At 69.5% G+C, this 25,253-nt stretch carries 26 protein-coding genes; 16 read left to right on the top strand and 10 right to left on the bottom strand.

What is annotated here, in order from left to right; all coding sequences use genetic code 11:
* Window positions 1-4: 4 nt before the first annotated feature.
* From ACZ3HL_RS36295 to ACZ3HL_RS36265, 7 genes are all read left to right on the top strand, one after another.
* On the top strand, window positions 5-553 hold the full coding sequence (locus tag ACZ3HL_RS36295; protein WP_465535874.1) for a condensation domain-containing protein: 549 nt from the start codon (window positions 5-7) through the stop codon (window positions 551-553).
* Window positions 522-4,766, top strand: coding sequence for a non-ribosomal peptide synthetase family protein (locus tag ACZ3HL_RS36290; protein ID WP_465535872.1), 4,245 nt, complete (start codon window positions 522-524; stop codon window positions 4,764-4,766). The genes ACZ3HL_RS36295 and ACZ3HL_RS36290 overlap by 32 nt, the downstream gene beginning before the upstream one ends.
* Window positions 4,763-5,737 carry a thiamine pyrophosphate-dependent dehydrogenase E1 component subunit alpha gene (locus ACZ3HL_RS36285; protein ID WP_465535870.1) on the top strand — a complete coding sequence of 325 codons (975 nt, stop codon included), beginning with the start codon at window positions 4,763-4,765 and terminating at the stop codon, window positions 5,735-5,737. The genes ACZ3HL_RS36290 and ACZ3HL_RS36285 overlap by 4 nt, the downstream gene beginning before the upstream one ends.
* Entirely contained in the window at window positions 5,734-6,717 is a 984-nt protein-coding gene (locus ACZ3HL_RS36280; RefSeq protein WP_465535868.1) for an alpha-ketoacid dehydrogenase subunit beta, read from the top strand. Before ACZ3HL_RS36285 ends, ACZ3HL_RS36280 begins: the two co-directional genes overlap by 4 nt.
* 8 nt (window positions 6,718-6,725) lie before the next feature.
* Complete coding sequence (locus ACZ3HL_RS36275; RefSeq protein WP_465535866.1) at window positions 6,726-7,304, top strand: TIGR03086 family metal-binding protein; 579 nt, start codon at window positions 6,726-6,728, stop codon at window positions 7,302-7,304.
* A 213-nt stretch (window positions 7,305-7,517) separates the two neighbouring features.
* Window positions 7,518-8,156 (top strand): SRPBCC family protein, encoded by a 639-nt coding sequence (locus tag ACZ3HL_RS36270; RefSeq protein WP_465420210.1) that lies wholly within the window; start codon window positions 7,518-7,520, stop codon window positions 8,154-8,156.
* 20 nt (window positions 8,157-8,176) lie between these two features.
* Window positions 8,177-8,758 carry a P-loop NTPase family protein gene (locus ACZ3HL_RS36265; RefSeq protein WP_465535865.1) on the top strand — a complete coding sequence of 194 codons (582 nt, stop codon included), beginning with the start codon at window positions 8,177-8,179 and terminating at the stop codon, window positions 8,756-8,758.
* Here the strand turns inward: ACZ3HL_RS36265 and ACZ3HL_RS36260 are convergent.
* A complete protein-coding gene (locus tag ACZ3HL_RS36260) occupies window positions 8,755-9,210 on the bottom strand; it encodes a GNAT family N-acetyltransferase (RefSeq protein WP_465535863.1) in 456 nt (151 codons plus the stop codon). The two genes, ACZ3HL_RS36265 and ACZ3HL_RS36260, sit on opposite strands and share 4 nt — an antisense overlap.
* Before the next feature lie 237 nt (window positions 9,211-9,447).
* On the opposite strand from ACZ3HL_RS36260, the gene ACZ3HL_RS36255 reads away from it, so the two are divergent.
* The 4 genes from ACZ3HL_RS36255 (at window position 9,448) to ACZ3HL_RS36240 (ending at window position 12,069) form a co-directional block, all read left to right on the top strand.
* The gene (locus tag ACZ3HL_RS36255) at window positions 9,448-10,020 is read left to right on the top strand and encodes a YbaB/EbfC family nucleoid-associated protein (protein ID WP_465535861.1); all 573 of its coding nucleotides are present in this window, start codon (window positions 9,448-9,450) and stop codon (window positions 10,018-10,020) included.
* The gene (locus tag ACZ3HL_RS36250; protein ID WP_465535859.1) at window positions 10,017-10,349 is read left to right on the top strand and encodes a hypothetical protein; all 333 of its coding nucleotides are present in this window, start codon (window positions 10,017-10,019) and stop codon (window positions 10,347-10,349) included. The genes ACZ3HL_RS36255 and ACZ3HL_RS36250 overlap by 4 nt, the downstream gene beginning before the upstream one ends.
* A complete protein-coding gene (locus ACZ3HL_RS36245; protein WP_465535857.1) occupies window positions 10,346-11,605 on the top strand; it encodes a proline-rich domain-containing protein in 1,260 nt (419 codons plus the stop codon). Before ACZ3HL_RS36250 ends, ACZ3HL_RS36245 begins: the two co-directional genes overlap by 4 nt.
* Window positions 11,606-11,691: 86 nt before the next feature.
* Window positions 11,692-12,069 (top strand): RidA family protein, encoded by a 378-nt coding sequence (locus ACZ3HL_RS36240; RefSeq protein ID WP_465420222.1) that lies wholly within the window; start codon window positions 11,692-11,694, stop codon window positions 12,067-12,069.
* A 1-nt stretch (window position 12,070) separates the two neighbouring features.
* Here the strand turns inward: ACZ3HL_RS36240 and ACZ3HL_RS36235 are convergent, their stop codons facing one another.
* Complete coding sequence (locus ACZ3HL_RS36235; protein WP_465535855.1) at window positions 12,071-13,543, bottom strand: multicopper oxidase family protein; 1,473 nt, start codon at window positions 13,541-13,543, stop codon at window positions 12,071-12,073.
* Window positions 13,544-13,696: 153 nt separating this feature from the next.
* On the opposite strand from ACZ3HL_RS36235, the gene ACZ3HL_RS36230 reads away from it, so the two are divergent.
* The 3 genes from ACZ3HL_RS36230 to ACZ3HL_RS36220 are packed head-to-tail and all read left to right on the top strand — an operon-like array spanning window position 13,697 to window position 16,336.
* Window positions 13,697-14,518 carry a hypothetical protein gene (locus tag ACZ3HL_RS36230; protein ID WP_465535854.1) on the top strand — a complete coding sequence of 274 codons (822 nt, stop codon included), beginning with the start codon at window positions 13,697-13,699 and terminating at the stop codon, window positions 14,516-14,518.
* 16 nt (window positions 14,519-14,534) lie between these two features.
* Entirely contained in the window at window positions 14,535-15,665 is a 1,131-nt protein-coding gene (locus ACZ3HL_RS36225; RefSeq protein WP_465535852.1) for a sensor histidine kinase, read from the top strand.
* Window positions 15,665-16,336, top strand: coding sequence for a response regulator (locus ACZ3HL_RS36220; RefSeq protein WP_465535850.1), 672 nt, complete (start codon window positions 15,665-15,667; stop codon window positions 16,334-16,336). Before ACZ3HL_RS36225 ends, ACZ3HL_RS36220 begins: the two co-directional genes overlap by 1 nt.
* Window positions 16,337-16,500: 164 nt before the next feature.
* Here the strand turns inward: ACZ3HL_RS36220 and ACZ3HL_RS36215 are convergent, their stop codons facing one another.
* Window positions 16,501-17,076 (bottom strand): dihydrofolate reductase family protein, encoded by a 576-nt coding sequence (locus ACZ3HL_RS36215; RefSeq protein WP_465535849.1) that lies wholly within the window; start codon window positions 17,074-17,076, stop codon window positions 16,501-16,503.
* A 99-nt stretch (window positions 17,077-17,175) separates the two neighbouring features.
* The gene (locus ACZ3HL_RS36210; RefSeq protein WP_465535847.1) at window positions 17,176-17,880 is read right to left on the bottom strand and encodes an SDR family NAD(P)-dependent oxidoreductase; all 705 of its coding nucleotides are present in this window, start codon (window positions 17,878-17,880) and stop codon (window positions 17,176-17,178) included.
* Window positions 17,881-17,964: 84 nt separating this feature from the next.
* Between ACZ3HL_RS36210 and ACZ3HL_RS36205 the strand changes: the two genes are divergently transcribed.
* A complete protein-coding gene (locus tag ACZ3HL_RS36205; protein WP_465420236.1) occupies window positions 17,965-18,582 on the top strand; it encodes a TetR/AcrR family transcriptional regulator in 618 nt (205 codons plus the stop codon).
* 47 nt (window positions 18,583-18,629) lie between these two features.
* Window positions 18,630-19,202: a hypothetical protein gene (locus tag ACZ3HL_RS36200; protein ID WP_465535845.1), complete on the top strand. Its 573-nt coding sequence runs from the start codon at window positions 18,630-18,632 to the stop codon at window positions 19,200-19,202.
* 154 nt (window positions 19,203-19,356) lie between these two features.
* Here the strand turns inward: ACZ3HL_RS36200 and ACZ3HL_RS36195 are convergent, their stop codons facing one another.
* Genes ACZ3HL_RS36195 through ACZ3HL_RS36170 form a run of 6 tightly spaced genes read right to left on the bottom strand, consistent with a single transcriptional unit; the run spans window position 19,357 to window position 25,179 of the window.
* The gene (locus tag ACZ3HL_RS36195) at window positions 19,357-20,547 is read right to left on the bottom strand and encodes an ATP-grasp domain-containing protein (protein ID WP_465535843.1); all 1,191 of its coding nucleotides are present in this window, start codon (window positions 20,545-20,547) and stop codon (window positions 19,357-19,359) included.
* Window positions 20,544-21,599, bottom strand: a complete 1,056-nt coding sequence (locus ACZ3HL_RS36190; protein ID WP_465535841.1) for a cysteine synthase family protein — start codon at window positions 21,597-21,599, stop codon at window positions 20,544-20,546. Before ACZ3HL_RS36190 ends, ACZ3HL_RS36195 begins: the two co-directional genes overlap by 4 nt.
* Window positions 21,596-22,579, bottom strand: a complete 984-nt coding sequence (locus ACZ3HL_RS36185) for an ABC transporter substrate-binding protein (RefSeq protein ID WP_465420247.1) — start codon at window positions 22,577-22,579, stop codon at window positions 21,596-21,598. Before ACZ3HL_RS36185 ends, ACZ3HL_RS36190 begins: the two co-directional genes overlap by 4 nt.
* A complete protein-coding gene (locus ACZ3HL_RS36180; protein WP_465535840.1) occupies window positions 22,576-23,364 on the bottom strand; it encodes an ABC transporter ATP-binding protein in 789 nt (262 codons plus the stop codon). Before ACZ3HL_RS36180 ends, ACZ3HL_RS36185 begins: the two co-directional genes overlap by 4 nt.
* Window positions 23,364-24,458, bottom strand: coding sequence for a FecCD family ABC transporter permease (locus tag ACZ3HL_RS36175; protein ID WP_465535838.1), 1,095 nt, complete (start codon window positions 24,456-24,458; stop codon window positions 23,364-23,366). Before ACZ3HL_RS36175 ends, ACZ3HL_RS36180 begins: the two co-directional genes overlap by 1 nt.
* Window positions 24,439-25,179: a class I SAM-dependent methyltransferase gene (locus ACZ3HL_RS36170; RefSeq protein ID WP_465535836.1), complete on the bottom strand. Its 741-nt coding sequence runs from the start codon at window positions 25,177-25,179 to the stop codon at window positions 24,439-24,441. The genes ACZ3HL_RS36175 and ACZ3HL_RS36170 overlap by 20 nt, the downstream gene beginning before the upstream one ends.
* Window positions 25,180-25,253: the final 74 nt, after the last annotated feature.

Here is a 25,253-nt window from a genome sequence, read left to right as displayed (position 1 = left end):
ATCGATGAGGTTGTCGCTCGGGCAGGAGCGGCTGTGGCTGGTGCAGCAACTCGACCGGACCAGCGCCGCGTACAACATCCCGATCGTCTTCCGGTTCCACGACGGCGTCGACTTCGCCGTGCTCGACCGGGCGCTCGGCGCGCTCGTCGAACGGCATCCGGTGCTGCGATGGCGGTTCGTCGTCGACGAGTCAGGGACGCCGGCCGCCGTGCCGACGCCGGGTTTCCGCATCCCGGTGGCCCGGCGCACCGCGGCCGACGACGACTGGCGGAAGCACACGGCCGATCTGGTCAGCGAGCCGTTCGACCTCGCGGCGGCGCCGCCCATCCGCGCGATGGTGGTCGAGTGCGCCGACGGGTCGGCGGTGTTGTGCGTGGTGAACCACCACATCATCACCGACGGGCGGTCCATCCAGATCATGACCGAGGACGTCGTCAAGCTGTACCGCTCGGAGACTCCAGCGCCACTGGAGGTGACTTACGAAGGAGTACGTCGCGTCGCAGCGCGCGGCCGCCGATTCGGTGGCGGAGCACATCGACTACTGGCGGCGTGAGCTCGACGGCTTCGAGCCGCTTCGGCTGCCGGCGGACCGGCCGCGCTCGGGCAACCCCGGCTTCGCGGGCGACCACGTCGATTTCGAACTCCCCGCCGAACTCACGAAGGCCTTCAGTTCCTTCGCCCTGCGGAACCGATGCGCGCTGTCCAGTGCCGTGGCCGCGGTGTTCCAGGCATTGTTGTCCCTCCATTCGGGACAAGAGGACATCACGATCGGCACGGTACTGGCCGGTCGCGACGACCGCAGGTTCGCCGACGTCCTCGGCTTCTTCGTGAACACCGTGGTGCTGCGCGCCCACATCACGCCGTCGATGTCGTTCCGCGAGCTGCTGAAGGTGACGCGCACCAAGATGGTCGACGCCTACGCCCATCAGCAGGCGCCGTTCGACCAGGTGGTCGCGGAGGTCCGGCCGGAACGGGACGCCGGGCGCAACGCGATCTTCGACGTCGTGGTCGTGCACAACGGCGAGATCCCCGCCGACGGCGAAGACGAGATCTCCAGCGTGCCCTGGGCCGGGGTGGCGACCCGGTTCGACCTGGAACTGGTCACCCACGTGCAGGACGGCAGGTTGCACGGCTCCCTGGTTTTCCGCACCAGCCTGTTCGACCGCTCGACCGCCACCCGGCTCGTCGGCAGGCTCGTCCGGCTGGTCGAAAACATGCTGGAACACCCCGACGAGCCGCTTTTCGAAGCACTGCGCGGGCAGCTCGACTACTGGCGCAAACAACTCGACGACCTGCCCGCGGCGCTGGAGCTGCCGTCGGATCGCGCTCGCCCGCCGGTGGCGTCCTATCGCGGTGACTCGTTCTCCTTCACCGTGGATCCGAGTGTCCGTGAAACGGGCCGTCGTCACGACGCCACCCTCTTCATGACGCTGCTGGCGGCCTTCGACGTCGTACTCTCCCGCTACGCCCGCACCACCGACGTCGCGGTCGGCGTCCCCGCGCCCGAGGCGAAAATGCTGGTGCTGCGCACCGATCTTTCCGGCGATCCCACCTTCGCGGAGCTGCTCGGCCGCGTGCGGGAGACCACGCTCGGCGCGTACGCGAACCAGGACGTCCCGTTCGAGCGTCTCGTCGAGGAATTGGCGCCGCGGCGGGACTTCAGCCGCAATCCGCTCGCCCAGGTCGTGCTCCGGGTGGTGGACGAGCCGTTGTCGGCCGTCGCATCGGTCGGCACCCGCTCGGAACCTTTCGATCTCGAATTCCTGGTGGCGGACCGCGAGGGCCTCCTGGAAGCGCGGATCGACTACAACGCCGAGGTGTTCGACCGGATCACGATCGAACGTTTCACCCGGCATTTCCAGCGGCTGCTCACGTCCGTCGTGGCCGAGCCCGACCGGCCGCTTTCCGCTTGGTCGATGATGAGCGATGCCGAGCTCCGGCGGCTGACGGAGGACTGGAACGACACGACCACGGAGCTGCCCTCCCCGGCGACGGTGCCCGCGGTGTTCGCCGCACAGGTGCGCGACCGTCCACAAGCGACAGCGCTGGTCCGCGGCGACGATTCCGTGACGTACGAGGAACTCGACGTCCGGTCCAACCGGCTCGCGCACCGGTTGCGCGCGCTGGGCGCCGGGCCGGGGACGGTCGTCGGTGTCTGCCTGCCGCGCTCCATCGGCCTGATCACCGCGTTGCTCGCGATCCTCAAGACCGGCGCCGCGTATCTGCCGATCGACCCCGGGTACCCCGAGGAGCGCCAACGGCTCCTGCTCGCCGACGGCCAGGCGCGGCTGGCGATCACGACCGATCTGATCGCCGATCCCACCCTCGACCAGGAACCATCGACCGCGCTCGGAACCGAGGTGGGGCCGCGCGACCTGGCCTATGTCATCTACACCTCCGGCTCGACCGGCCGCCCCAAAGGCGTCGAGATCGAGCACCGGTCGATCATCCGGCTGGTCACCGGGCTGCCGGACGGCATCCTCGGCCCGGACGAGGTGGTGCTGCACGCGTCGGCGATCTCCTTCGACGCGGCCACCTTCGAGATCTGGGGCGCTTTGCTCACCGGAGCGACCTGCGTCGTCTCCACCGAACGAGTGCTGACCGCCCGGCCGCTCGCGGACGCGATCACCCGGCACCGGATCGGCACGGCGTGGCTGACCTCGTCGTTGTTCAATCACATCGTCGACGAGGACGCCGCTGCGCTGACCGGGCTCCGGAACCTGCTCGTCGGCGGTGAAGCGCTGTCCGTCACCCATGTCCGCCGCGCCGTCGCCGCGCTGCCCGGCACGAAGTTCTTCAACGGGTACGGCCCCACCGAATGCACGACGTTCGCCACGTGCCACCCGATCGCCGCCCCTGTTCCCGAGGACGCCAAGGGGATCCCCATCGGCCGTCCACTCGGGAACACCCGGGTGTACGTCCTCGACGAACGCGGCGGGCTCACGCCGACCGGGGTACCCGGCGAACTCCACGTGGCCGGCCCCGGCGTCGCGCGGGGCTATCGGGGACAGCCGGAACTCACCGGGGAACAGTTCGTTCTCCACCACGGAACGACCGGTGAGCGGCTCTACCGGACCGGGGACATCGTGCGGTACAACGCCGACGGCGATCTGGAGTATCTCGGACGCGTCGACGACCAGGTCAAGATCCGCGGCTTCCGGGTCGAACCCCGCGAGATCGAAGCCGCACTGCTGGCCCGGCCGGAGATCACCCAGGCCGCCGTCGTCGCCCGTGAGGACGGCTCGGGTCAGAAGCGGCTCGTCGCCTATCTCAAAGGCGCTGTCGACGAAACCGCTCTGCGTGCGGAGCTGCGCCGGGAACTGCCGGAGTACCTGGTGCCCGCGGCATTCGTGTCGCTGCCCGAACTCCCGTTGACCATCAACGGAAAGCTGGACGTCCGGGCGTTGCCGGAACCCGAAGACGGCACCCGGAAGGACGAGACCGCCCCGGCGCGCAACCCGACCGAGGAGAAGCTGGCGGCGATCTGGGCGCAGGTACTCGGCCGCGAAACCGTCGGCAGGGACGAAAGCTTCTTCGACGTCGGCGGGCATTCCCTGAAGGCCGCGCAACTCGCCGTCCGGATCGGGGAGACCCTGCGGATCGACCTGCCACTGCGGACGCTTTTCGAGCGGCCCACGATCGCGAAGCTGGCCGAGGAGATCAACGGAGAGCGGCGGACCGCCGTGCGTTCGTTCGATCCGCGGGCCTGGTTGCGTGGTGTCCTCCCGGAGTCGTTGCCACCGCATGGATCCGGTGCCGTGTCGGAAGTACTGCTGACCGGAGCCACCGGATTCGTCGGGGCGTACCTGGTCCGCGAGTTGCTGGCGCGCGAGAACGTGCGGGTGCACTGCCTCGTCCGTGCCGCCGACGAACGGTCGGGATGGCGGAGGCTGCGGGAGAACCTGGACCGCTACGGCCTGTGGGACGACGTCGGCGAGAAGCGGATCAGCGTCGTCCCCGGCGATCTCGCGGCACCCGGACTCGGGCTGACCGACGCGGTGTTCGCGCGGCTCGCGGGCGAAATCGACCTGATCTGCCACAACGGCGCCTGGGTCGACGCGCTCTCCAGCTACGAACAACTCGAAGGCGCCAACGTGGGCGGCACCCGCGAGCTGATCCGGCTGGCGGCCACCACCCGGCTCAAGCGGCTGCAGTTCGTGTCGACCATTTCCGCCGGCGAGGAGAACGGTTCCCGCAGCGGATACGCGGAGACCAAGGCACACGCGGAGCAGCTGATCATCACCGCGTACGAGCGCGGGATACCGGCGGAGATCTGCCGTCTGCCCCGGATCGTCGGGGATTCGAGGACCGGGCAAGGGAACACGCGGGACATCATGCTGCGGGTCCTCCGGAACATCCTCGAACTCGGCGCCGCACCCGACACCGAGATCGAGGAACCGTGGATCGCGGTCGACGAGACGGCGGGCGCGCTCGCCCGGCTCGGCCTGGACCGGCGGCCGGATGGCGGCCGGTTCGTGCTGGCGGGCGAACGGCCGATGCGGCTGACGTACCTGGTCGAGCTCCTGCGAAGCACCGGTACCGAGATCGGCATCCTGCCCGTGGCCGACTGGCTCTCCGCTCTCGAAGCCCATTCCCCCGAGGAACACGCCATCCTGAAGCTGCTCTTCGGCTCCACTTCGTCGAGCGGCCGCCCGAGCAGTGAATTCGAGCCCGTCGTCGTGCCGAGCCCCGACGACGGCGCGCTGCTCCGCTACGTCGACCGAATGCTCGTCCGGACATCCACAGAAGGGCTGTCACGCCAATGACCCGTGAGAACCGGCCGGACCTGTACCGGTCCATGAAGCTGATCCGGGAGTTCGAAGAACGCTGCCTGGCGATGGCCATCGCCGGGGAGATCGACGGCGGGATCCACCCGTACATCGGGCAGGAAGCCGTCGCCGTGGGCATCTGCGCGAACCTGACCGAGCGCGACGGCATCACCAGCACCCACCGGGGACACGGTCACGTGCTGGCGAAGGGCGCGGAACCGCGCCGCCTGCTCGCCGAACTCCTCGGCACCCTCGAAGGGTTCAACAAGGGCCGCGGCGGATCGATGCACGCGGCGGACATGAAGCTGGGCATCCTGGGCGCCAACGGAATCGTCGGCGCGGGCGGCGCGATCGCCTCCGGTGCCGCGTGGGCGGCCAAAGCCCGTGGCGATTCCGAGGTCGTCGTCAGCTTCTTCGGCGACGGGGCGATGAGCCAGGGTGTCCTGCTGGAAGCCTTCAACCTGGCCGCGATCTGGTCGTTGCCGGTGTTGTTCGTCTGCGAGAACAACCAGTACGCGACGAGCCTCAAGCTCGAAGCGGGGCTGGCGGGAGGCGCGACCAGGCGCGCCGAGGGCTTCGGACTGGTTTCGCGCAGTGTCGACGGCATGGACGTCGAAGCGGTGGAGAGTGCCGCGGCGGAACTGCTCGAAGGGGTTCGCGCGGGGCGGGGCCCGGCGTTCCTGGAATGCCGGACGTACCGGTTCTTCGGGCACCATTCCGTGCTCGAACTCCTCGGTGTCGAGTTCCGCGATCCCGACGAGGTCGCTCTTTGGCGCACGAAGGACCCGATCCCGTTACTGGGCGATCAGCTCGGCGAAGACGTCGTCGCCGGGATCGACGCGGCGGTCAAGGAAACCATCGACGAGGCGGTCGAGTTCGCGAAGAACGCCCCGTCGCCCGATCCGAAGGACGCACTCATGTATCTGTACGCGGGAGCCACCGCCGTCCGGCCGGGGGTGATCCTGTGAGCGGGCTGCCTTCGCCGGAGAACTTCGGCTACATGCACGCGATGAACCGCGCCCTGCACGACGAGATGGCCGCCGACGAGGACGTCTTCCTGCTCGGGGAGGACGTCGGTGTCGGGGCGAGTGGAGTCACTTCTGGGCTGCTGCCCCGGTTCGGCCCGGAACGCGTGCTGGACACCCCGCTGTCCGAACAGGCTTTCACCAGTTTCGGGACCGGCGCGGCGATGGCGGGCAAGAAACCGGTGATCGAATTCCAGATCTCCTCGCTGATCTACCTGGTCTTCGAACAGATCGTGAACCAGGCCCACAAGTTCTCCCTGATGACCGGTGGACAGATCCGGATCCCGGTCACATATCTCGTGTCCGGATCGGGTTCGCGCTTCGGCTGGGCGGGCCAGCATTCGGACAACCCGTACAGCCTGCTCGCGCACGCGGGGATCAAGACCGTCGTCCCGGGTCTGGCCGCCGACGCGTACGGGCTGCTGCGGGCCGCGATCCAGGACCCGGATCCGGTAGCCGTGTTCGCTCCTTCTCCGCTGCTGGGCGCGACGGACGTCGCGTACGCGGGCGAAGAGGACATCGTGCCGCTGGGGCAGGCGAACGTCGTCCGGGAAGGCGGCGACCTGACGGTCGTGGCGGTGGGCCAGCACGTCGGCACGGCGATCGAGGTCGCCGAGAACCTCGCGGACCGGGTCGACATCGAGATCGTCGACCCGCGCACGGTCTATCCCTTCGATTGGGAGTGCCTGCGCAAATCGGTCGACAAGACCGGGCGGCTGATCGTGATCGACGACTCGAACCGCATGTGCGGGCTCGGCGCGGAAATCGTCGCGACGGCGGCCGAGGAATTCGATCTGGTGGCACCCCCGAGGCGGGTCTGCCGTCCGGACGGCACCGTCATCCCGTACGCCCTCGCGCTCGACAAGGCCCTGGTGCCCGGGGCGGCGGAACTGACGGCCGCCGTCAACGCGGTGCTGCGGTAGGAGAACCCATGGAAACCTTGGATCGCTACCGGCGGACACAAGACGCCTTCGACGCCGTGCTCGCCACCGTGCCACCGGACCGGTGGGACGCGGCGTCGGCGTGCGAACACTGGACGGTGCGCGACGTGACAGGTCACGTCATCTGGGGGCTGGAGGTGCTGCGCCACCACGCGGCCGGCCGGGAATTCACGGTGGAGAACGGGCCCGCGGGTTCGGAGAAGCCCGGCGAGCTGGCCGGTGAAGACCCGCAGGCCGCGTGGCGCACGGCCAGGGAAGCGGCCGATGCCGTCGTCACCGGCGAGCTGCTCGGCCGTCCCGCTCCCGCGTGGTACGTCGCCAACCGCCCGGACGCGACGGTCACGGACTACCTGGCGCTGCTGACGTTCGACACGCTGGTGCACACCTGGGACATCGGTTCCGCGCTCGGGCAGGACGTGCGCATGGATCCGGACATCGTCGCGCCGTCGTTCTCCCTCGCCCGGCTGATCATCAGCCGCACGCCGGGCACCTTCGGGCCGCGGGTGAAACCGCCCGCGGACGCCGACCCGCAGGCGCGGTTCCTGGCCTTCCTCGGCCGCTCGGCCTGAGCCTCGCCCGCGTGCCCCAGGTACCGGACGGGTTGTGAAAGCCACTTTCGCAACGTTGAAGGTTGCGAAAGTGGCTTTCACAACACCATCAGGGGTCCTTTATGGACAGTGGCGACCTCCACCTCGAGCCGAACTCCCCCTTGACGCTAGCGGCGCACTCGCTATAGCCTCTAACTATCGCGATAAGCACTAACCGAGCGAAGGAGAAGAGGCATGTTCCGCACCGCACGCCACCGGATCAGCACACGCGCCGCCCTGCTCACGGTCCCGCTGGCCGTGGCCGGCGTCCTCGGCGCCACGGCGCCCGCCCAGGCGACTCCAGCCCACCACCACAAGCCGACTTCGCTTACCTGCCAAGGCAAAGGCATCGACCGCGCCGCCAAGGTGCACTACCGGACCGAAGCCTTCATCAAGGCGCCGCTGCGCACCATCTGGAACCTGCAGACCGACGTGGAGGCCTGGCCGTCCTGGCAGAACCCCGCCATCCCCGTCACCATGAAACGTCTGGACCCCGGTCCGCTGCGCAAGCATTCCCGCTTCCAGTGGACCATTCCCGTCCCGCCCGGCCTGCCCTACCCGCCCGGTGACGTGACCATCGTTTCCACCGTCCGGCAGCTCCAGCCCGGCAAGTGCATCCGCTGGACCGGGCCCCTCGACGGTCCCGGCGGCATGCACATCGACGGCGTCCACGTCTGGAACTTCGTCAAGGTCCCCGGCGGCGTCATCGTCCGCACCGAGGAGAGCCACACCGGGCCGCAGGTCGACAAGGACGTGCCCGGCTCCACCGAGATGCTCGGGCAGGGCCTCGAAATCTGGCTGAAGGATCTGAAGAAGGCCGCCGAAAGCCGGTAGCCCACCTTAAGCTCCCCCGTATGGAGATCATCGGGCCGGACGACGCCCTTCCCGCACGCCGGATCCGGCGGGTCGCGGTGGCCGGGCCCGCGGGATCCGGCAAGTCGACGCTGGCGCGAACCCTGTGCGAGCGCATGGGATTTCCGTTCGTCGAGTTCGAGTCCTTCTTCCACGCACCCGGCTGGACGGTGCGGGAGACCTGGCAGGCCGACGTCCTGGAATTCCTCAGCGGCGACGAATGGGCCATCGAGTGGCAGGGCGAAGAGGTCCGGGAGCGGATGACCGAGCGGCTGGACGTCCTGGTCTGGCTCGATCATCCGCGTGCCATGACCGTGGCGCGCACGGTCGTCCGGACGCTGAAACGTCGCGTGGGGCGCGGCTCGAAGATCGCCGGTGGCAACGTCGAAGGCCCACTGCGCACCTTCTTCACCGATCGCGACCACATCGTCAAGCTCGCCTGGCGCTACCACCCGCTCATCCGGGCCCGCGTGCACAAGGTCGTCGCCGAGAACCGGTACCCGGGCCTCGTCGTCGTCCGCCTGCGTGGTCAGCGCCAGGTCGACCGCTGGCTCGACGGTCCCCTCGCCCGGAACCTCCGCTAGCGAAGATCCCGCACGCGCCGCACGACGCCGTGTTCGCTCCGCTCCACCGTGAAACCCTCGCGCTCGCAGAAGACTCCCGCGCGTTCGTTCGCCACGAAATGCTCGGCGTACACGCGCTCGGCGTCCGGCGGCAACTGTCCGATGAGGACATCGAGCAGCCGCGCCCCCAGCCCGCCACCGCGATGCCGGGAACGCACGTACAGCTTCTCGATCATGTACTCGTCGCCGTCGCGGCCGCGCTGCCCGACACCGGCGAGACACCCGCCTTCGTGGGCGACCACGACCGAACCGCGGGCCACGGCGCCGGCGATATTCGTCTCGTGCCACCACATCCGCACTTGCCTCGCCGCGGCCTCTTCACCGATCAGCCGCGCGTAATGTGCTCGGACGTGCTCTTCGCCGAAGTGGCAGATGGCCATGACGTCGTCTCGACCGGCGTTCCGCACGATCATCGTCCTGCCCCGATCCGCAACTCGCGACGACCTTTCGGGCAGTCCTTGATCACCGGGGTTGTCCCGGTGTGTGCCCGGTGGTAACGATACGGGCGAATCAGCTTGTGACCTACCGGTCCACCGCGGGGCCGGGACGGCCGGTCTACCCTCCGTGCTGGGAAGCGGGGGTGTTCCGCCTCGTCGACCGCTCGTATTTCCGCCGATCGTGATCCCATCCCAACCAGGCCAAGGCGACGCATGCAACCCAATTTCGACGCAGGTGAGGACTTCGCGCTCCTTTTGGAGCGAGAGGCCAAGAAACTCGAGGAAAAAGCCAATGCCCTGACGGCCGCGTTCACCGCGTCGGCCTCCACGGTGAGCTCTCCCGACGGCTCGGTGACGGTGACGGTCGAGGCCAACGGATCGCTGAGCGCGATCGAGTTCGGCAACCGGGCCACCGCGCTGGGAGCTGCCCGGCTCTCCTCCTTGGTCATGCAGACGGTGCGCGAGGCACAGCGCAAGACCGTGGAGAAGGTCACGGAGTCCTACACCGAGATCAACGGTGAAGACGAGGCCGCGCGGCTGGTCCGTACGTTCATGCCGAAGGTGGAGGAGGACGAGCAGGACTCCTCCCCGGAGCAGGACAAGTGGGCCCCCGAGGCGCACCACGAGGATCCGCGTCCGCAGGCGGGGTACCGGCCGCCGCCGCCACCGCAGGCCGGTCCCCCGATGCCGCCGCAGCCGGGCCGTCCGGTGCGGCCGGCGAACCCCCCGGCGCCGCGGCCCCGGCGTCCTGCCACCCCCGACGACGATGAAATGAGCCCGTGGTGAACGGATTCGGTGTCAAGACGGAAACCATGAACGAGTTCGCCGGGCACCTCGACCAGCTCGAGGACGCGCTGCGGAAGAGCGCCGACATGGTCGGCAGCTGCGTGGCGGACCCCGGCATCTTCGGCATTTTCGGCGGCCAGATCTACGGCGCCGGCGCGAGCATGCACTGCGGGAAGGCTCGGGACCACCTGAACAAGTACTCCGAGAACGTGCAGGAGTTCTCGGGCAGGGTGCGCGAGGCCGCGAAGATGTACGCCACCAACGAGCAGGAGTCGGAGAGGCTGATCACCGAGGCGGGCAAGGGTATCGACGAGGTGAAGGTCAAGTGAGCGACGAGTACCGCCCGAACGACTTCGGGAACGGCAGTGGCACCAAGGCCGACGACTTCAAGGACGACAAGCGCAGCTTCCTCGCGGGCAGTGGCGACACCGCGGGCGCGGGTTTCTTCGACTCCGCGTTCTCACTGAAGCAAGCCGTCAACGAGGGCGACAGCCTCAGCATCGGGCTGGCCTCGGCGGGGATGGCGATCGAGATCCTCGGCATGATCGCCGATCCGATCGGGTCGCTGCTCACCGCCGGGATCGGCTGGCTGATCGAGCACATCGTCATCTTCCGCTGGCCGCTGGACTTCCTGCTGGGCGACCCGAAGGGCATCGAAGCGGCCAAGACCGCGATCTACAACGAAGGCAAGGAAGTGGCCGAGTGGTCGAAGGACCACGCGGCCGCCACCGGCAAGTTCCTGGAGAAGTGGGACGGCGAGGCCGCCGACACGTTCCGTGCCGACATGGAGGGTGTCGCCGCCCAGATCGACGCGCTCGCCGAGTACATCAACTTCGCGGGCAAGCAGATGGGGATCGCCGGTGCCATGATCGGCGCCGTCCGCGGCATCGTCCGCGACATCATCGCCATGACGCTGGCCGGCATCCTCAAGGCCGCGATCGTGGCGGTGGCACTGGCGCCCGTCACCTTCGGCGGTTCGATCATCGCGGCGATCACCTCCATCATGACCACGGTCGGGGTGGCGATCGCCAAGATCGCCAAGCAGATCGCCGACGTCGCCAAGAAGCTCGCCGAGATGCTCAAGATCCTGGCGAAGACACGCGGCGCGGCCGACGACGTCGTCAAGCTGACGCTCGGCGGCGGCAAGGTCACGCTGCCCAAGCCCAAACCCGCCGGCGGTACACCGATGCCCGGCGGCAAGAAGCCGATCGAGGGTCCGCCCCCCAAGCCGGGCGACAGCACCCCGGACGCGACGCCCGACGCTCCGAAGCCCAAACCGGAGAAGCTCGGCGACATGCCCCCCAGGGTGGTGCGCGAGAAGCTGGCGAAGGAGCTCGAGGGGCACCCCGACGCCAAGAAGATCTTGGAAAGGTACGACTACTGGACCAGCTTCCCGATCGGTGACCTGAAAACGCGGTTCCCCAAAGCGGCGGACGCGCTCGACAAGATCGAGAAGGGGCTCAAGATCCTCAGCGACCCGACGTACGGCGCGTCGGGCATGGCGGGGAAGACCATCGTCGAGATGACGAAGGCCATCCCACCTGCCGCGAAGGAAGAGCCGCCGAAGGACGAAGAAAAGAAGTAAGCACGGACCAGTGGCGCCCCGTACCGGAACCGGTGCGGGGCGCCGCTGGTTTTCCCGCAGCTGTCGGGTGTGCTTACGTTCGGGTCATGACTGAACGGGTGAACATCTCCTCCGGCGGCGACTACGAGTCGGTGTTCGGCTACAGCCGGGCGGTGCGCGTCGGCGAGCACATCCACGTTTCCGGGACCACGGCGCGCGAACCCGCCCGCTCGGGTGACGCGTACGAGCAGGCCGTGGCCGTGCTTTCGATCATCGAGACCGCGCTACGCGAAGCCGGTTCCAGCCTGGTCGCGGTGGTCCGCACGGTCACCTACGTGACCGACATCAAGGACGCCGACCTGGTGGCGCGGGCGCACCGGGAAGCCTTCGGTGACGTGCTGCCCGCGGCCACCATGGTCGAGGTGTCGGCGTTGCTCGACCCGAAGATGAAGGTCGAGATCGAGGCCTACGCCATCGAGAAGTAGCTCAACCGCCGTGGTCGTGGCCCGGCATCGGAAGCAGCCGTGACACGCGGTCTTCGGTGCCGGGGGCGACGATGACGAACTGCCCCATCATCCCTTTGTCCTCGTGGCGCAGGATGTGGCAGTGGTACATGTACGGCGCCGCCGGATCCGCGTGGCGGCCGAATTCGACGGCGAGTTTCACCGTGGCCTGTTTCGGTACGTAGACGGTGTCCTTGGGGCCGCCGAGGTAGGCGGGCGGCGGCGCGCCGTTGATCTCGAGCACGCGGAACGCGACTTCGTGGATGTGGAAGTTGTGCGTGTAGGTCGTGTTGTGGATCTCCCAGATCTCGCGCGCGCCCGCCGGGACGACCTCGTCGATCCGCGCCATGTCCATGTCCTTGCCGTTGATCTCCGAACCGGTCAGCGTCATGCGGCGCACGAGGGCGCCCGGCGGCGCTTCCGGCAGCGGCGCCGTGGAAAGGCGGGCCGGCAGCGGTGAAACGTCTCGCGTCGGCCCCGTCGCGATGATCTTGAGCAGGTCGAAGTCACCCTCCTCGATATCCGTCGCCGCCTCGGTCCGCTCGCCGACGCTCCGGAGGATCACCTGTTCTCCGGGGGCGAAGGAGGTGACGAACTCCAGCCGTTCGCCGGGGCTGAGGGGCACCCGCCGGACGGCGACCGGGCCGGGCAGGAGGCCACCGTCGGTGGCGATCACGTGGAACTCGCGCCCATCGGCGAATTCGAGGAAGTAGATCCGGGCGTTCGACCCGTTCAGCACCCGGAAGCGGGTCCGGCCCGCGGGTACCTCGACGAACGGATCGAACGTCCCGTTGACCAGGATCGTCTCCCCGATCAAGCCGAACGTGCCGTCGAACTCCTCCACGAGCCGCCCGTCGGAGTCGAGCCGTTTGTCCTGGATGATCAGGGGGATGTCGTCCACGCCGTAGTCCGACGGCAGACCGGACGCGGCCGGCTCGGGGTCCACGATCTGGATCATCCCCGCCAGGCCCCGGTAGACGTGCCTTGCCGTCTGTTCGTGCGGATGCGGGTGGTACCAGCCGGTGGCGGCGGGCTGGTCGACCGTCCACTCCGGACTCCACGTGGCGTCCGGCCGGATCGTCTGATGCGGCCCGCCGTCCATCCGGGCCGGCAGGCGCATCCCATGCCAGTGCAGGGTGGTCGGCTCGCCGATCCGGTTGGTGACGGCCATCGCCACCCGGTCGCCGCGGTGCATCCGCAGCGTCGGGCCCAGGTGGTCCCCGTTGATCCCCCACGTGCTCACCCGCTTGCCAGGGATCAGTTCGGTCTCTCCCTGGCGGAGGGTGAGCTCGAACCGGCGGACCCCGGAGGCGTCCACGTCCGGCGCCAGCAGCGGCGGCACCCGCAGGCGGTTGGCGAACGCTCCCGGCGGATGGGCCGTATCCGCCGCGCAGCCCGCGACGCCGGCCCCGGCGGCCGCGAGTGCGGCGAGTTTCAAGAAGGAACGTCGGTCCATGACGCGATGATCGCGGCGAGGAGGCATCCGGCACGTCGGCCGGGAACGGTAATCCGGGAAATCCGACCGGAGCGGTAGGTCATCCCGCCGCGGTAGGCGGTTGCCCGTCACGGGCGGACGCGCCGCGGGGCGGGCTCGGACAGAGTCGCCATCATGAGAAAACTCGTCACGACGGCGATCGCCGTCGCCGCCTTCCTGTCCGGTTCGCCCGCGCTGGCCGAGCCGGCCGGACTCGACCTCACCGTGACGCCGTCGGGCTTCACCGCACCGTCCACCGCCCGTGCGGGCGTCCTCACCCTGAAGGTGCGGTCGGAAGATCCCGCGGGCGCGTGGATCGGCCTCGTGCGGCTGCGTCCGGGGATCGCGCTCGAAACCTATGCGCGGCACCTGAAACAGGCCATGTCGGACGATCCCGCGGAGGCGATGGCGGGTGGCCGGGCGGTCACCGGCGACGCGGAGATGTTCGGCGGCGTCGCCGTCGCGGCCGTTCCGGCGGCGGCCGGGATCGCCGTGTCTCCCGGCGACTACCACCTGGTGGATTTCCGCGACGTCGCCGAACCGGATTTCCTGTCCCGGATCCGCCCGCTGCGGATCGGCCACGGGCCGTCGGCGAAGGCACCCACGGCGTCGGCGGCGATCATCGCGACCGACAGCGGGTTCCTCGCGCCGCGTTCCCTCACGTCCGGCGCGCCGGTGTTCGTGCTCAACGCGTCGGGCCAGTTCACCGAGGCCATGCTGATGCCGGTCCGGCCGGGGACGGCACTCGCCGACCTCGACGCCTTCTTCGCCCGCACGGGGCCGAGTCCGTTCACCGGCCGCCCGACGGGGGTCGTGCCGCTGTCACCGTGGCGTTCGGCGATACTCACCACGGCGCTCCCTCCCGGCGAGTACGCGCTGGTCACCTGGGTGCGCGACCTGCGCACCGGGGAACCGCTGGCGCTGCGCGGCGCACGAGCCCTGGTGCGCGTTGCCTGACATCACAGAGGTCCTGATGAGCCTGAGACGTCCCACAGCGGCCGAGATCGCGGCCGGGACCGGCGTCGCGGCGCTCGTGGCCGTCTCGGCGGTGACACGGATCGGGCCGAGCGGACCGGAAGGGACGCTCGGCCCGTCCGGTGCCGTCCTGCTCGTCCTGCTGGCCGTGCTGCTCACCGCGCGCCGGATCTTCCCGTTCGGTGTGCTGGTGGCCGTCAACGCGGTCGTCGCGGTGTGGTTCGTCCTGGACTGCCCGGGCAGGCTGATCACCGTGGCGGCGCTGATCGCCTGCTACACCGTCGCCGCCGAGCGCGGCTGGCGGCTCGGCGCCGCGGCCTGGACGGTCACGGCCACGGTGTCCACGGTCGTGGTGCACGGAACCCTGGGCGTGACCTGGTTCGACGACCGGGCGGTGAACGCGCTTTCGCTGGAACTGGCCGCGGTGGCGCTCGGTTCCGCCGTCCACTACCACCGCGCGTATGCCGCGGGCGCACGGGAACGGGCGCTCCGGCTGGCCGAGCAGGCCCGGTTGCGGGAAACCGAGCAACGGCTGGAGATCGCCCGCGAACTGCACGACGTGGTGGGCCACACCATGGTCGCGATCAGTGTGCAGGCGGGCGTCGCGACCCACGTCATGGCACGGAATCCGGAGCAGGGCGCGGCCGCGCTGCGCACCATCAAGACGATCAGCGACGAGGGGCTGGCCGAAGTCCAGGCATTGCTGGGCCTGCTTCGCGTCGACGGGACCACGGCCGACCGCGGCGGGCTCGCGCGGCTGGACACCCTGCTGGACGTGACCAGGGCGACCGGTGTCCCGGTGGACCTGGTGGTCGAGGGCGAACGCCGCCCCCTGCCCCCGCGAGTGGATCTGGCCGCTTTTCGGACCGTCCAGGAGGCACTGACCAACGCGCGAAAGCACGCGCGGCCGACGTCGGTCCGGGTCTGCCTGCTCTATGGTGACGACGTGCTGGAGATCGGGGTTCGCAACGACGGAGCGGGCGAGAGCTCCCCGTCTCCCACGGGTGGCAACGGGATCACCGGACTGCGCTCGCGGGCCACCGCCTTGGGCGGAACCCTGCACGCGACGCGGAACGGTGAGGCCTTCGAAGTCACCGCCACGCTTCCCACGCGTGCGGAGAACCCCTGATGCCGATCCGGGTGCTCATCGCCGACGACCAGTCCCTGGTGCGGGCGGGCTTCCGGGTGCTCGTGGAGTCCGAGGACGACATGGAGGTCGTCGGCGAGGCGGGAGACGGGGCCACCGCGGCCGCCCTCACCGAACGGCTCCGCCCCGACGTGGTCCTGATGGACGTGCAGATGCCCGGCACCGACGGGATCGAGGGCATCCGGCGCATCACCGCGAACCCGGAGCTTTCGGCGGTGCGCGTCCTCATTCTGACCACTTTCGACACCGAGGACTACGCGGTCGCGGGCATCACCGCGGGCGCGAGCGGCTTCCTGCTCAAGAACACCGCGCCCGACCAGCTTTTGCACGGTATCCGGGTGGTGGCGGGCGGCGAAGAGCTCCTCGCCCCGGGCCTGACCCGCAGGCTGATCGCGCGGCTCGTGCCGCCCGCGTCGCCGACGGTGGACGACACGGTGTTCGCCGAACTCACCGCCCGCGAACGGGAAGTCGTCGCCCTCGTCGCCGAGGGGCTGAGCAACGCGGAGATCACCGCGCGCCTGTTCATCAGCGTCGCGACGACCAAGACCCACGTCAGCCGCGCGCTGAGCAAACTGGGTGCCCGCGACCGGGCTCAGCTGGTCGCCATGGCCTATCGCCACGGCTTGGTCACCCCACCCGAGCCCGGCCGGTGAGCCAGGCCGTCTCCGGCAGGTCTGGTCGATGGGCTTCGTGATCCAGGTGGTTCCTGGCGGTGCGGGCGGGTCGGCCTCGTACCGGGTCGTACTCGGCCGAGCCCGCCCGTGCTGTCAGGCGCCGCCTGGGCGCGAAGACCGCGACCAGACTTGCCGGACACGGCCTAGCCGCGCCCCTCGACGCGGTAGGTCACGTGGACCGCGTGCCTGCCGGCGGCCGCGCTCACCTGTACGAGAGACGCGGGATCCACGCCCTCGAACAGGCGGGTGCCGCCGCCGACCAGCTCCGGTACGACGTGCAGCCGCAGTTCGTCGACCCAGCCACCGGCGAGCGCCTGCTGGACGACCGAAGCCCCGCCCGCGATCACGACGTCACGCCCGGCCGCCGTCTCCTTCGCCTGCCGGAGCGCCGCTTCGACACCGGTGACGAACGAGAACCGTGTCGGCCCCTTCACCAGATCGGGTCCGGGACGACCGGTGACGACGTAGACCGGCATCCCCCAGGTCCCGTCCTCACCCCACAGTCCGATCCCCACGTCGAACAGCGTCCTGCCGATGACGAACGCGCCGGTGTTCTCGAACATCACCCTGGCCGCCGCCTTGTCGACGTCGTCCGGATCCTCCATGCTCCACGCGGTGAGCCGCTGCCCCGCGGTCCCGAACGGCGCGTCCACACCGACACCTTCCCCTGCCACGTACCCGTCCAGCGACGGGCTGATGTCGACGATCGTCTTCCCCACCGGGGCCTCCCTTGTCCGTTTCCCCGATTGTGGGCGCGGGTCCGGGCTCTCACATCCGTCCACAGTGGTACATCCGCACGTACCCCGTGGGGATGACGGCTACCTCCCGAACGACCCGACCAGTGCTTCGGGGGCTTCACGCGTCGCGTAGAGCTTCCAGAAGGCGTCGGCGAAGACGTCCGGGTGGATCACCTCGGGCTCGAAGTCCATCGGGCTCGCGGTGAGTGCCCGATGGGGCACGCTGCCCTCGATCAGCGCGCCGACGTTGACGGCACCGGCGTACACCCCCTTCTCCGCGAGCACGGCGTTCAGGTTGTGGAGGTAGTTCCGCAGCGCGGCCTGCGCCATGCCGACGTTGCCGAGGAAGGGCGCCGGGTACAGCCCGGATTGCCCGGCGGTGAACAGGATCGCGCCGTCGCCGCGCTCGGTCATGGCCGGCAGTACGGCCCGCACCAGCGCCACCGCGGACACCAGGAAACGGTCGAGAACGAGCCGGAGGTTCTCCGGATCCACGTCGAGCACCGGCACGATGCCCTCGCCCATGGTCCCGCCGCCGGGGTTGAACGCGACCGCGTCGATCCGGCCGATGGCGGTGACGGCGGCGGCGATCTGATCCGGTTCGTAGACGTCGGCGGCGAATCCGTTCGCTTCGATGCCGTCGCGGGCGAGTTCGGCGACGAGCGCGTCGAGGTTCTCGGTGGTGCGCGCGACGAGGGCGATACGGAAGCCCTCGCGGCCGAAGCGGCGCGCGAGCGAAAGTCCCAGCACCGGTCCGGCGCCGAAGATCGCGAATGTCTTGGTCATCTGTCCTCCAGGGAATTAAGTTGAGGGCCACCTCAACTTATACCCGTAACTTGAGGCCGTCTTCAACTTGGCTACGATGCCGTCATGACCAAACCCCTGCGGAAGGACGCCCAGCGCAACCGCGACCTGCTGGTCGAGGCCGCCAGGGGGCTCTACGCGGAACGCGGCCTCGACGTCGCGCTCGAAGAGATCGCCAAGACCGCGGGCGTCAGCATCGGCACGCTGTACAACCACTTCCCCCAGCGCGCGGACCTGGTGAACGCCGTGTTCGCCGACCGAACCGAGACCGTAGCGAAGCTGGCCGAGCACGCGCTCTCCCTCGACGACGCCTGGATCGGATTGACCTCCTTCGTCGAACGGGTCTGTGAATTGCAGGCCGCCGATCGCGGCTACAACGAACTCGCCTCGACGCGTCCACCGCAGGCCGAAGACCTCGAACGCGGCTACGAACTCATGACCCGGATCGTCGAACGCGCCAAGGAGAGCGGCGCCCTGCGCGCGGATTTCACCCTCGAGGACATGGCCTTCGTGACCTGGGGGATCGCGCGCACCGTGGAGGCGACCGCGACCGTCCGGCCGGAGGCGTGGCGCCGCCATCTCGCGCTGCTGTTCGACGGGATGCGGGCGCCCGCCGCCCATCCGTTGCCGGAGCCGCCGTTGCTGCCCGGGGAATTGGCCCGCGTCATGGGCGGCTGCGGCTGAGGGCAACCCTCGCGCCCTCCGGTGCGTGTCACGTCGGGAGGGAAACCATGAATACGAAACTTCTGCTCATCGCTCTGGCACTGTTCGCGACGACGGCCTGTTCCGGGGAGCCACCAGCGGCACCCGCGACGGTCACCGTCACCCCGTCGTCCTCGGCACCGAAACCATCCGCCGGACCGGACGCCAAGACCGTCGCCTGGCTCGACGGGCTGTGCGGCGCGGTGTACGGCTTCATGAAGGCTTCCAGCGATTACGCGACCAAGCAGCGATCGGGAACCGAGGTGACCCGCGGCGCGCTGAAGGAGGAACTCGGGATCCGCGCGGGATTCGCGGGCAAGGCCGTCGACGACCTGGCCGCGCTGCCACCGTCGCCGATTCCCGGCGGCGACACGGTGCGGAAGTCCCTTGTGGACCGGTACACCGCCGCGAGGGACGCGGCGACCGCGGGCAGGCAGCGGTTGGAGAAGTCCGGGAACGACGCCGCCATGGACGCGGCCATCAAGGCGATGGACGCCACGCAGAAACCCGTCACGGAGACCCCCGATCTCCTGCCCTCGCTCAAAATCGAGACGCCGGAGCTGCTGGCCGCCGCGGAGGCCAAGAAGTGCGTGCCCGCTTGACTCAGGCGCGGTGAGGCGAAGGTGGCGTGTTGCGAAAGCCACTTTCGCAACGTTGAAGGTTGCGAAAGTGGCTTTCGCGACACGTCGGCGGGGGGTAGATCGCGACGTGCGCACGCGGCCCGGGGAAACGCGGACCATCCATCTGAGGGAACTCTCAAGAAGCGATCTCCGGCGTGATCCCGCCCGCCGCGGCCAGCGCGCGATGCAGCGCCAGCTCCGCCGTCGGCCCCTCGGCCACGACGATCCCGGTGCACGACCGCTGATCCGCGAGATGCCGGATCTCGTCGCCGGGGCTCGCCGTCGGGTACCACTCGGGCGAACCGGGCAGGCCGGGCAGGCGGTCCAGCCCCGACCATCCTTTCAGGACACCTTCCGTGGCCGGATACGCCAAGACGAACGCGACCCCCGGTCCCCCGCCGATCTCCTCGGTGAGCAGGGCGGGTTCCTCGCCCAGCGCCATGGCGATCATCGCGGAATAGACGTTGGTGCCCAACGACCGGCACAACGCCTCGCCGAGCATCGCCCCGCCGATCCGGATGTTGATCTCGACGACCTCGGGCCCGTCGGCGGTGAGCACGAATTCGGTGTGCGCGAAGCCCTGCTCGTGTCCGGCGGCCTTGAGCACCCGGCCGATCCAGTCCGCCAAGCCCGCGTACTCGGCCGCGGGGAAGGCCACCGGGAACGCGGCGGCTTCCTCGCGCCGCACCGGCTCGGGCGACAGCTGGCGGGAGAGGATCCCGAGCAGCCGGGTCCTTCCTTGCCAGGACACGGTTTCCGCGCTGTAGAGCGGGCCGGTGAAATACGGTTCGGCGATCAGATGCCCCTTCAGCGGCGTCGTCTTAGCCTCCAGCCTGGCCCGGTCGAGTTCGGCCTGATCGCGGACGAGCCACACTCCCCGCGACGACGTCCCCGAAGAATCCTTCACCACCAAAGGAAAACCGAGTTCTTCGGCGACCATGACCGGCGCCGGCCCGCCGCGGGTGAGCCCGTGTTCGTACAGCCGATCGCGCACCGCGCCCTTGTCCCGCAGCACCCGCACGGCGGCCGCGTCCGGGCCGGGCAGGCCGAGCCGGGCGGTGAGTTCCGCGCCGGGAAGTGCCCACGTGTCGGTCGAGCTGACGATCCCGGCGAGGTCCGGGATGGCGCGCAGCGCGGTTTCGCAGGCCGCGATGTCGGTGGTGTCGATGTCGACGACCTCGACGCGGCCCGGCGCGAGCGTGCCGAGTTCGTAGCGGTAGATGTCGCGATTCCCGGTGAACAGCACCAGCTTCCGCCCGGCCTCCGCCGCCGCGTCGGCGAGCCTGCCCAGGCCGAAGGTGAGCGCTTCCAACAGGACGACGGTCACGACACCCGCTCCTTCCGGTACCGCGGCTGTACGGGAATCCCGAATCGGCGGCGGCTCCAGTCCATCGACGCCCACGGCAGGGCGAGTTCGTCCAGGGAGGCGATCTCGCGCGGCGCGAGGCCTGCCGGGTCGACCGCTTCCCGATGCCGGGCGAAAACCCTTGCCGTGTAGCGATGTCCGGTGTCCGCGCCGATCACGACGTGGGTCCGCTCCGGATTCCGCGCCGCCTCCCAGCCCGCGACGAGGTACGCCGCACCGGTGGAAAGCCCGGCGAACACGGCGTGGTCACGCATCAGGCCGACGGTCGCGGCCATGGCGTGCACGAAGTCGAGCCAGTGGATCCGGTCGTACAGCGCGTGGTCCACGTTGCCGAACGGGATGGCGGAGCCGATACCCGCGATGATCGCGTCCGGATCGGTGAACCGTTCACTGCCGAAGGTGACACTGCCGAACGGCTGGACCCCGGTCAGGCGGACGTCCGGATCCCGTTCGCGCAGTGAGCGCGCGATCCCGCCGGTCGACGCGCCGGTGCCCACACTGCCGACGACGGTGAGCGGCCCGGACGGCAGCGCGCGGGCGACGAGATCGGCGACCTCGGCGTAACCCAGATAGTGCACGGGATCGTGGTACTGGCGCATCCAATGCATGTCCGGATCACGTTCCAGCAGTTCGTGTACGCGGGCGACCCGGCGCCGCTGGTCGAGGCGGAGATCGTCCGACGGCGGCATCTGGTCCACCGTCGCGCCCAGGATCTCCAGCTGCGACCGCATGGTGAGGTCGACGGTGGTGGACGCGACGATATGGCAGCGCAGGCCGTAGCGGTGGCAGGCCATCGCCAGCGCGAGCGCGTAGATCCCGCTGGAGCTGTCGATCAGCGTCTGTCCTTTTCGGACGGTCCCGTCGGCGAGCAGCGACCGCACCGCGCCGAGCGCCGCGTAGACCTTCAGGGTCTCGAAGCGGATCAGCACGATGTTCGGCGCGAGCCGGATCAACGCCGGCGTCTTGATCGCATCGGTGACGTGCTCGTGGACCAGCGCGGACATCGCGGTCACCGGCCGATCGAGCGCAGATACGCGGCCAGCGATTCGGCACCCGCCGCGTTGCGCGGGCCGCTCACGAGGTCACCGTAGGAGATGACGTGGAACCGGTTGTCGCGCACGGCGGGCGTGTTCTTCAGCTGTGGCGCGGATTTGATGAACGCGATCTTGTCCTGCGCCGGCTGGTCGGCGTAGTCCACCACGACGATCACCTCGGGTTCGGCCTTCACCACCGCTTCCCAGCCGACACTGCCCCAGCCGTCCTGCAGCTCGCGGAAGACGTTCGTCCCGCCGGCGGCGTCGATGATGTCGTTGGGGGCGGCGTGTTTCCCGGACGTGAACGGCTGGTCGGTGCCGGAGTCGTAGACGAACACTTTGGCGGGCGGAGTCTTCGGTGCTCCGGCGCGGACCTTGTCGAATCGCCCCTTGAGTTCCGTCACCAGCTCGTCGGCCCGCTGGCGGACGCCGAAGATGTCGCCGAGATTGCGCAGGTCGGTGTAGAGCGCCTCGAGCGGCGTCACCTCCTGCTTCGCGGTGGGGTACTCCCAGCAGGTTTCGGTGTGCAGGTAACTCCGGATGCCCACCTGTTCCAGCAGTTTCGGCGTGATCCCGCGTTCCTCGCTGAACCCGGAGTTCCAGCCCGCGATCACCCAGTCCGCCTTGGCGTTGACCAGGATTTCGCGGGTGACCCGCGAGGTGCCGAGCCGCTCGACCTTGGCGTAGTCGTCCTTCCACGGCGAGCCGGCGATCGACGGGTCGCCGAGCGAGTTCATCACGTAGCCGCGCATCCGGCCGGCGAGCCCGAGCGCGAACATCTTCTCGGCACCGGAAACGTCATAGGCGACAGGACGTTGCGGCGCCGGGAACGCGACCTGCGCGCCGCAGTTGGTCACCGTGGCCTGTGCCGGCGCGGCCGGCCCGGCCTCGACCTGGGCACCGCAGGCGCTCAGAAGCAGTGCCGCGGCGAAGAGCGCGGTCACCCTGGACGGCTTCATCGTGTGATCCCCTCGGTTTCATCGGCGGGAAGGTCGTAGAGCAGTTGGAGCGCCCCGGTCACGGGATGGGTCACCGGGGTGACGTCGACACCGAACACGGCGCGGACCGTTTCCGGTGTGAGCACTTCGGCCGGAGTGCCGCAGGCGGCGAGCGTTCCACCGCGCAGCAACGCGATCCGGTGGCAGACGGCGGCGGCGAGATTGAGGTCGTGCAGCGCGACGAGCACGGTGAGCCCGCAGTCGCGCAGGAACTTCAGCAGTTCCACCTGGTGGCGGACGTCGAGATGGTTCGTCGGCTCGTCGAGGACCAGCACCTCCGGCTCCTGGACGAGTGCCCTCGCCACCAGGACCCGCTGCCGTTCGCCACCGGAAAGTGTGAGCACGCTGCGCTGGGCGAGATGCGTGATGTCCATACGCCGTAACGCTTCCCGGCACAACGCGCGTTCGCGGGCCGACAGCCGGAGGTTGCCGCGCTGATGCGGCGACCGCCCGATCGCGACGACCTCCTCGACGGTGAAGTCCAGGTCTGCCCGGCTGTCCTGGGTGAGCGCGGCGATCCGGCGGGCGGTGTCGCGCAGGCCCTGCTCGGCGAGGTCGGTCCCGTCGAGCAGAACCGCACCGCCGGACGGCGACAGCGCCCGGTAGACACAGCGCAACGCCGTCGACTTGCCGCTGCCGTTGGGGCCGAGCAGGCCGACGACCTCGCCCGCGCCGACGTCCAAGCAAAGCTCACGGATCAGCGCCGACCCGGCCACCTCGACGGAAAGCTCGCGCAGCGACAGCATCAGCGGTCTCCGAAAGCGTAGCCGCGGCGCCGCATCACGACGAGGAACACCGGAACACCGATCAGCGCGGTGATCACGCCGAGCGGCAGTTCCTCGGGCGCGACGAGCGTGCGGGCCAGCAGATCCACCCACACCAGGAAAACCGCGCCCACCAACGGAGCGAGCGCCAGCACCCGGCGGTGCCCCGATCCGGCGATCATCCGCACCACGTGCGGCAGGACCAGCCCGACGAACCCGATCGAGCCGCTAACCGCCACCAGCAGGCCGGTGACGACCGCGGTGAGCAGGAAGAGCCAGCGGCGCAGCGCGGCCGCGTCGGTACCGAGGCTCATCGCGGTCTCGTCGCCCATGGACAGGACGTCGAGCGCGGTGCCGTACCGCAGCAGGACCACCACGGCGACGGCCACCCCGAGCGCGGCGAGCGGCAGGGAGGCCCACGTCGCCGCGCCGAGGCTGCCGAGCAGCCAGAACAGCACGGTCTGGGCGGCCTGGCCGTTCGGCGACAGGTAGACGAGCACGCTCATCACGGCCTGGAAGGCATAGGTGAGCGCCACCCCGGTGAGCACGAGACGCAACGGCGTCAGGCCGAGCTTGCCGCGGGCGGCGAGATAGACGATCGCCGTCGCGGCCAGCGCGCCGAGGAAGGCGGCCGTCGACAACGCCAGCACGCCGAGCCCGGCGAACAGGCCGAACACCACGACGGCGGCGGCGCCGACCGAGGCGCCCGACGAGATCCCGAGCACGAACGGATCGGCGAGGGCGTTGCGGACCAGTGCCTGCACCGCGACACCGACCACCGCGAGCCCCGCGCCGACCACGGCCGCCAGCAGCACCCGCGGGGTGCGGACCTGCCAGACGATCGAGTACCCGGTGACCTCGTCGCCGGTGATGGTGCCGCCGGTGATCGCCTTTCCCAGGTAGCGCAGGACATCCGTGAGCGCGACGGTGGACGGGCCGAGCGCGATGCCCGCGATCAGCGAGATCAGGAGCGCGACCGCCAGCAGGAGCACCGGGCCGGTGAGGCGGAGCGGGCGCGCGGTCTCGTCATCCGGTTCCGCGAAGAGGCGGAGCGGCTCAACCGGCACGTTCACCACGCACGATCAGGCGGCGCGCGTGGTTGTCGTACGGCGAACCGTCGAAGTCACCGAAGCACTCGACGCCGGTGAAGCCCGCCGTCTCGAACAGCGTCTTCAGTTCCGCCGCGCTGTAGAGGAAGGACAGGATCGAGGCCTGCTTCGCCTCGCCGTCGCGGACCAGGGTCCACTCGGTCCTGAACCGGGTCCAGTCGTCGAGGATGGTGTCGCGCATGAACACCGTCCCGCCGTCGACGTCGACCGCCTTCGGGCGGCCGACCCAGCCGGCCAGCACCTCCTTGCCGAGCACGTCGATCAGCAGCCTGCCGCCGGGCGCGAGGCTGGCGTAGGCGTTTCGCAGCACTGTGAGGTTGTCGCCGGGCTCGGTGAAGTAGCCGAACGACGTGTACATGTTGATGATCAGGTCATACGCGGCGGGCTCGGTGTACTCGAGCATGTCGGCCTGGATCAGCTTCGCGGCGACTCCCGCGTTTTCACAGGCTTCGCGGGCGCGTTCGAGCATCACCGGGCTGAGGTCGACGCCGGTCACGTCGGCGCCCTTCTTCGCCAGCGGCACGACGTGGATCGCCGGGCCGCACGCCAGATCGAGCACCTTCGCACCGTCGGCGACTTCGAGCAGCGGTGACGTGGCCGTCAGGCGTTCGGCCTCTTCGGCCCGGCTGGGCGGGAACATCACGTCCGCGAAGCCGGCCCACAGGTCGTCGTCCTCGTACCAGTGCATCTCTCTCCGCTCGCCGGGCCGCACGATTCAGCCCCACAAGTCGTCGAAAGGTCGTCTTCGGTTCCCGGCTCCGC

Source organism: Amycolatopsis sp. NPDC000009 (genome assembly GCF_055563465.1).
This window is presented reverse-complemented; position numbering and strand designations above follow the sequence as displayed.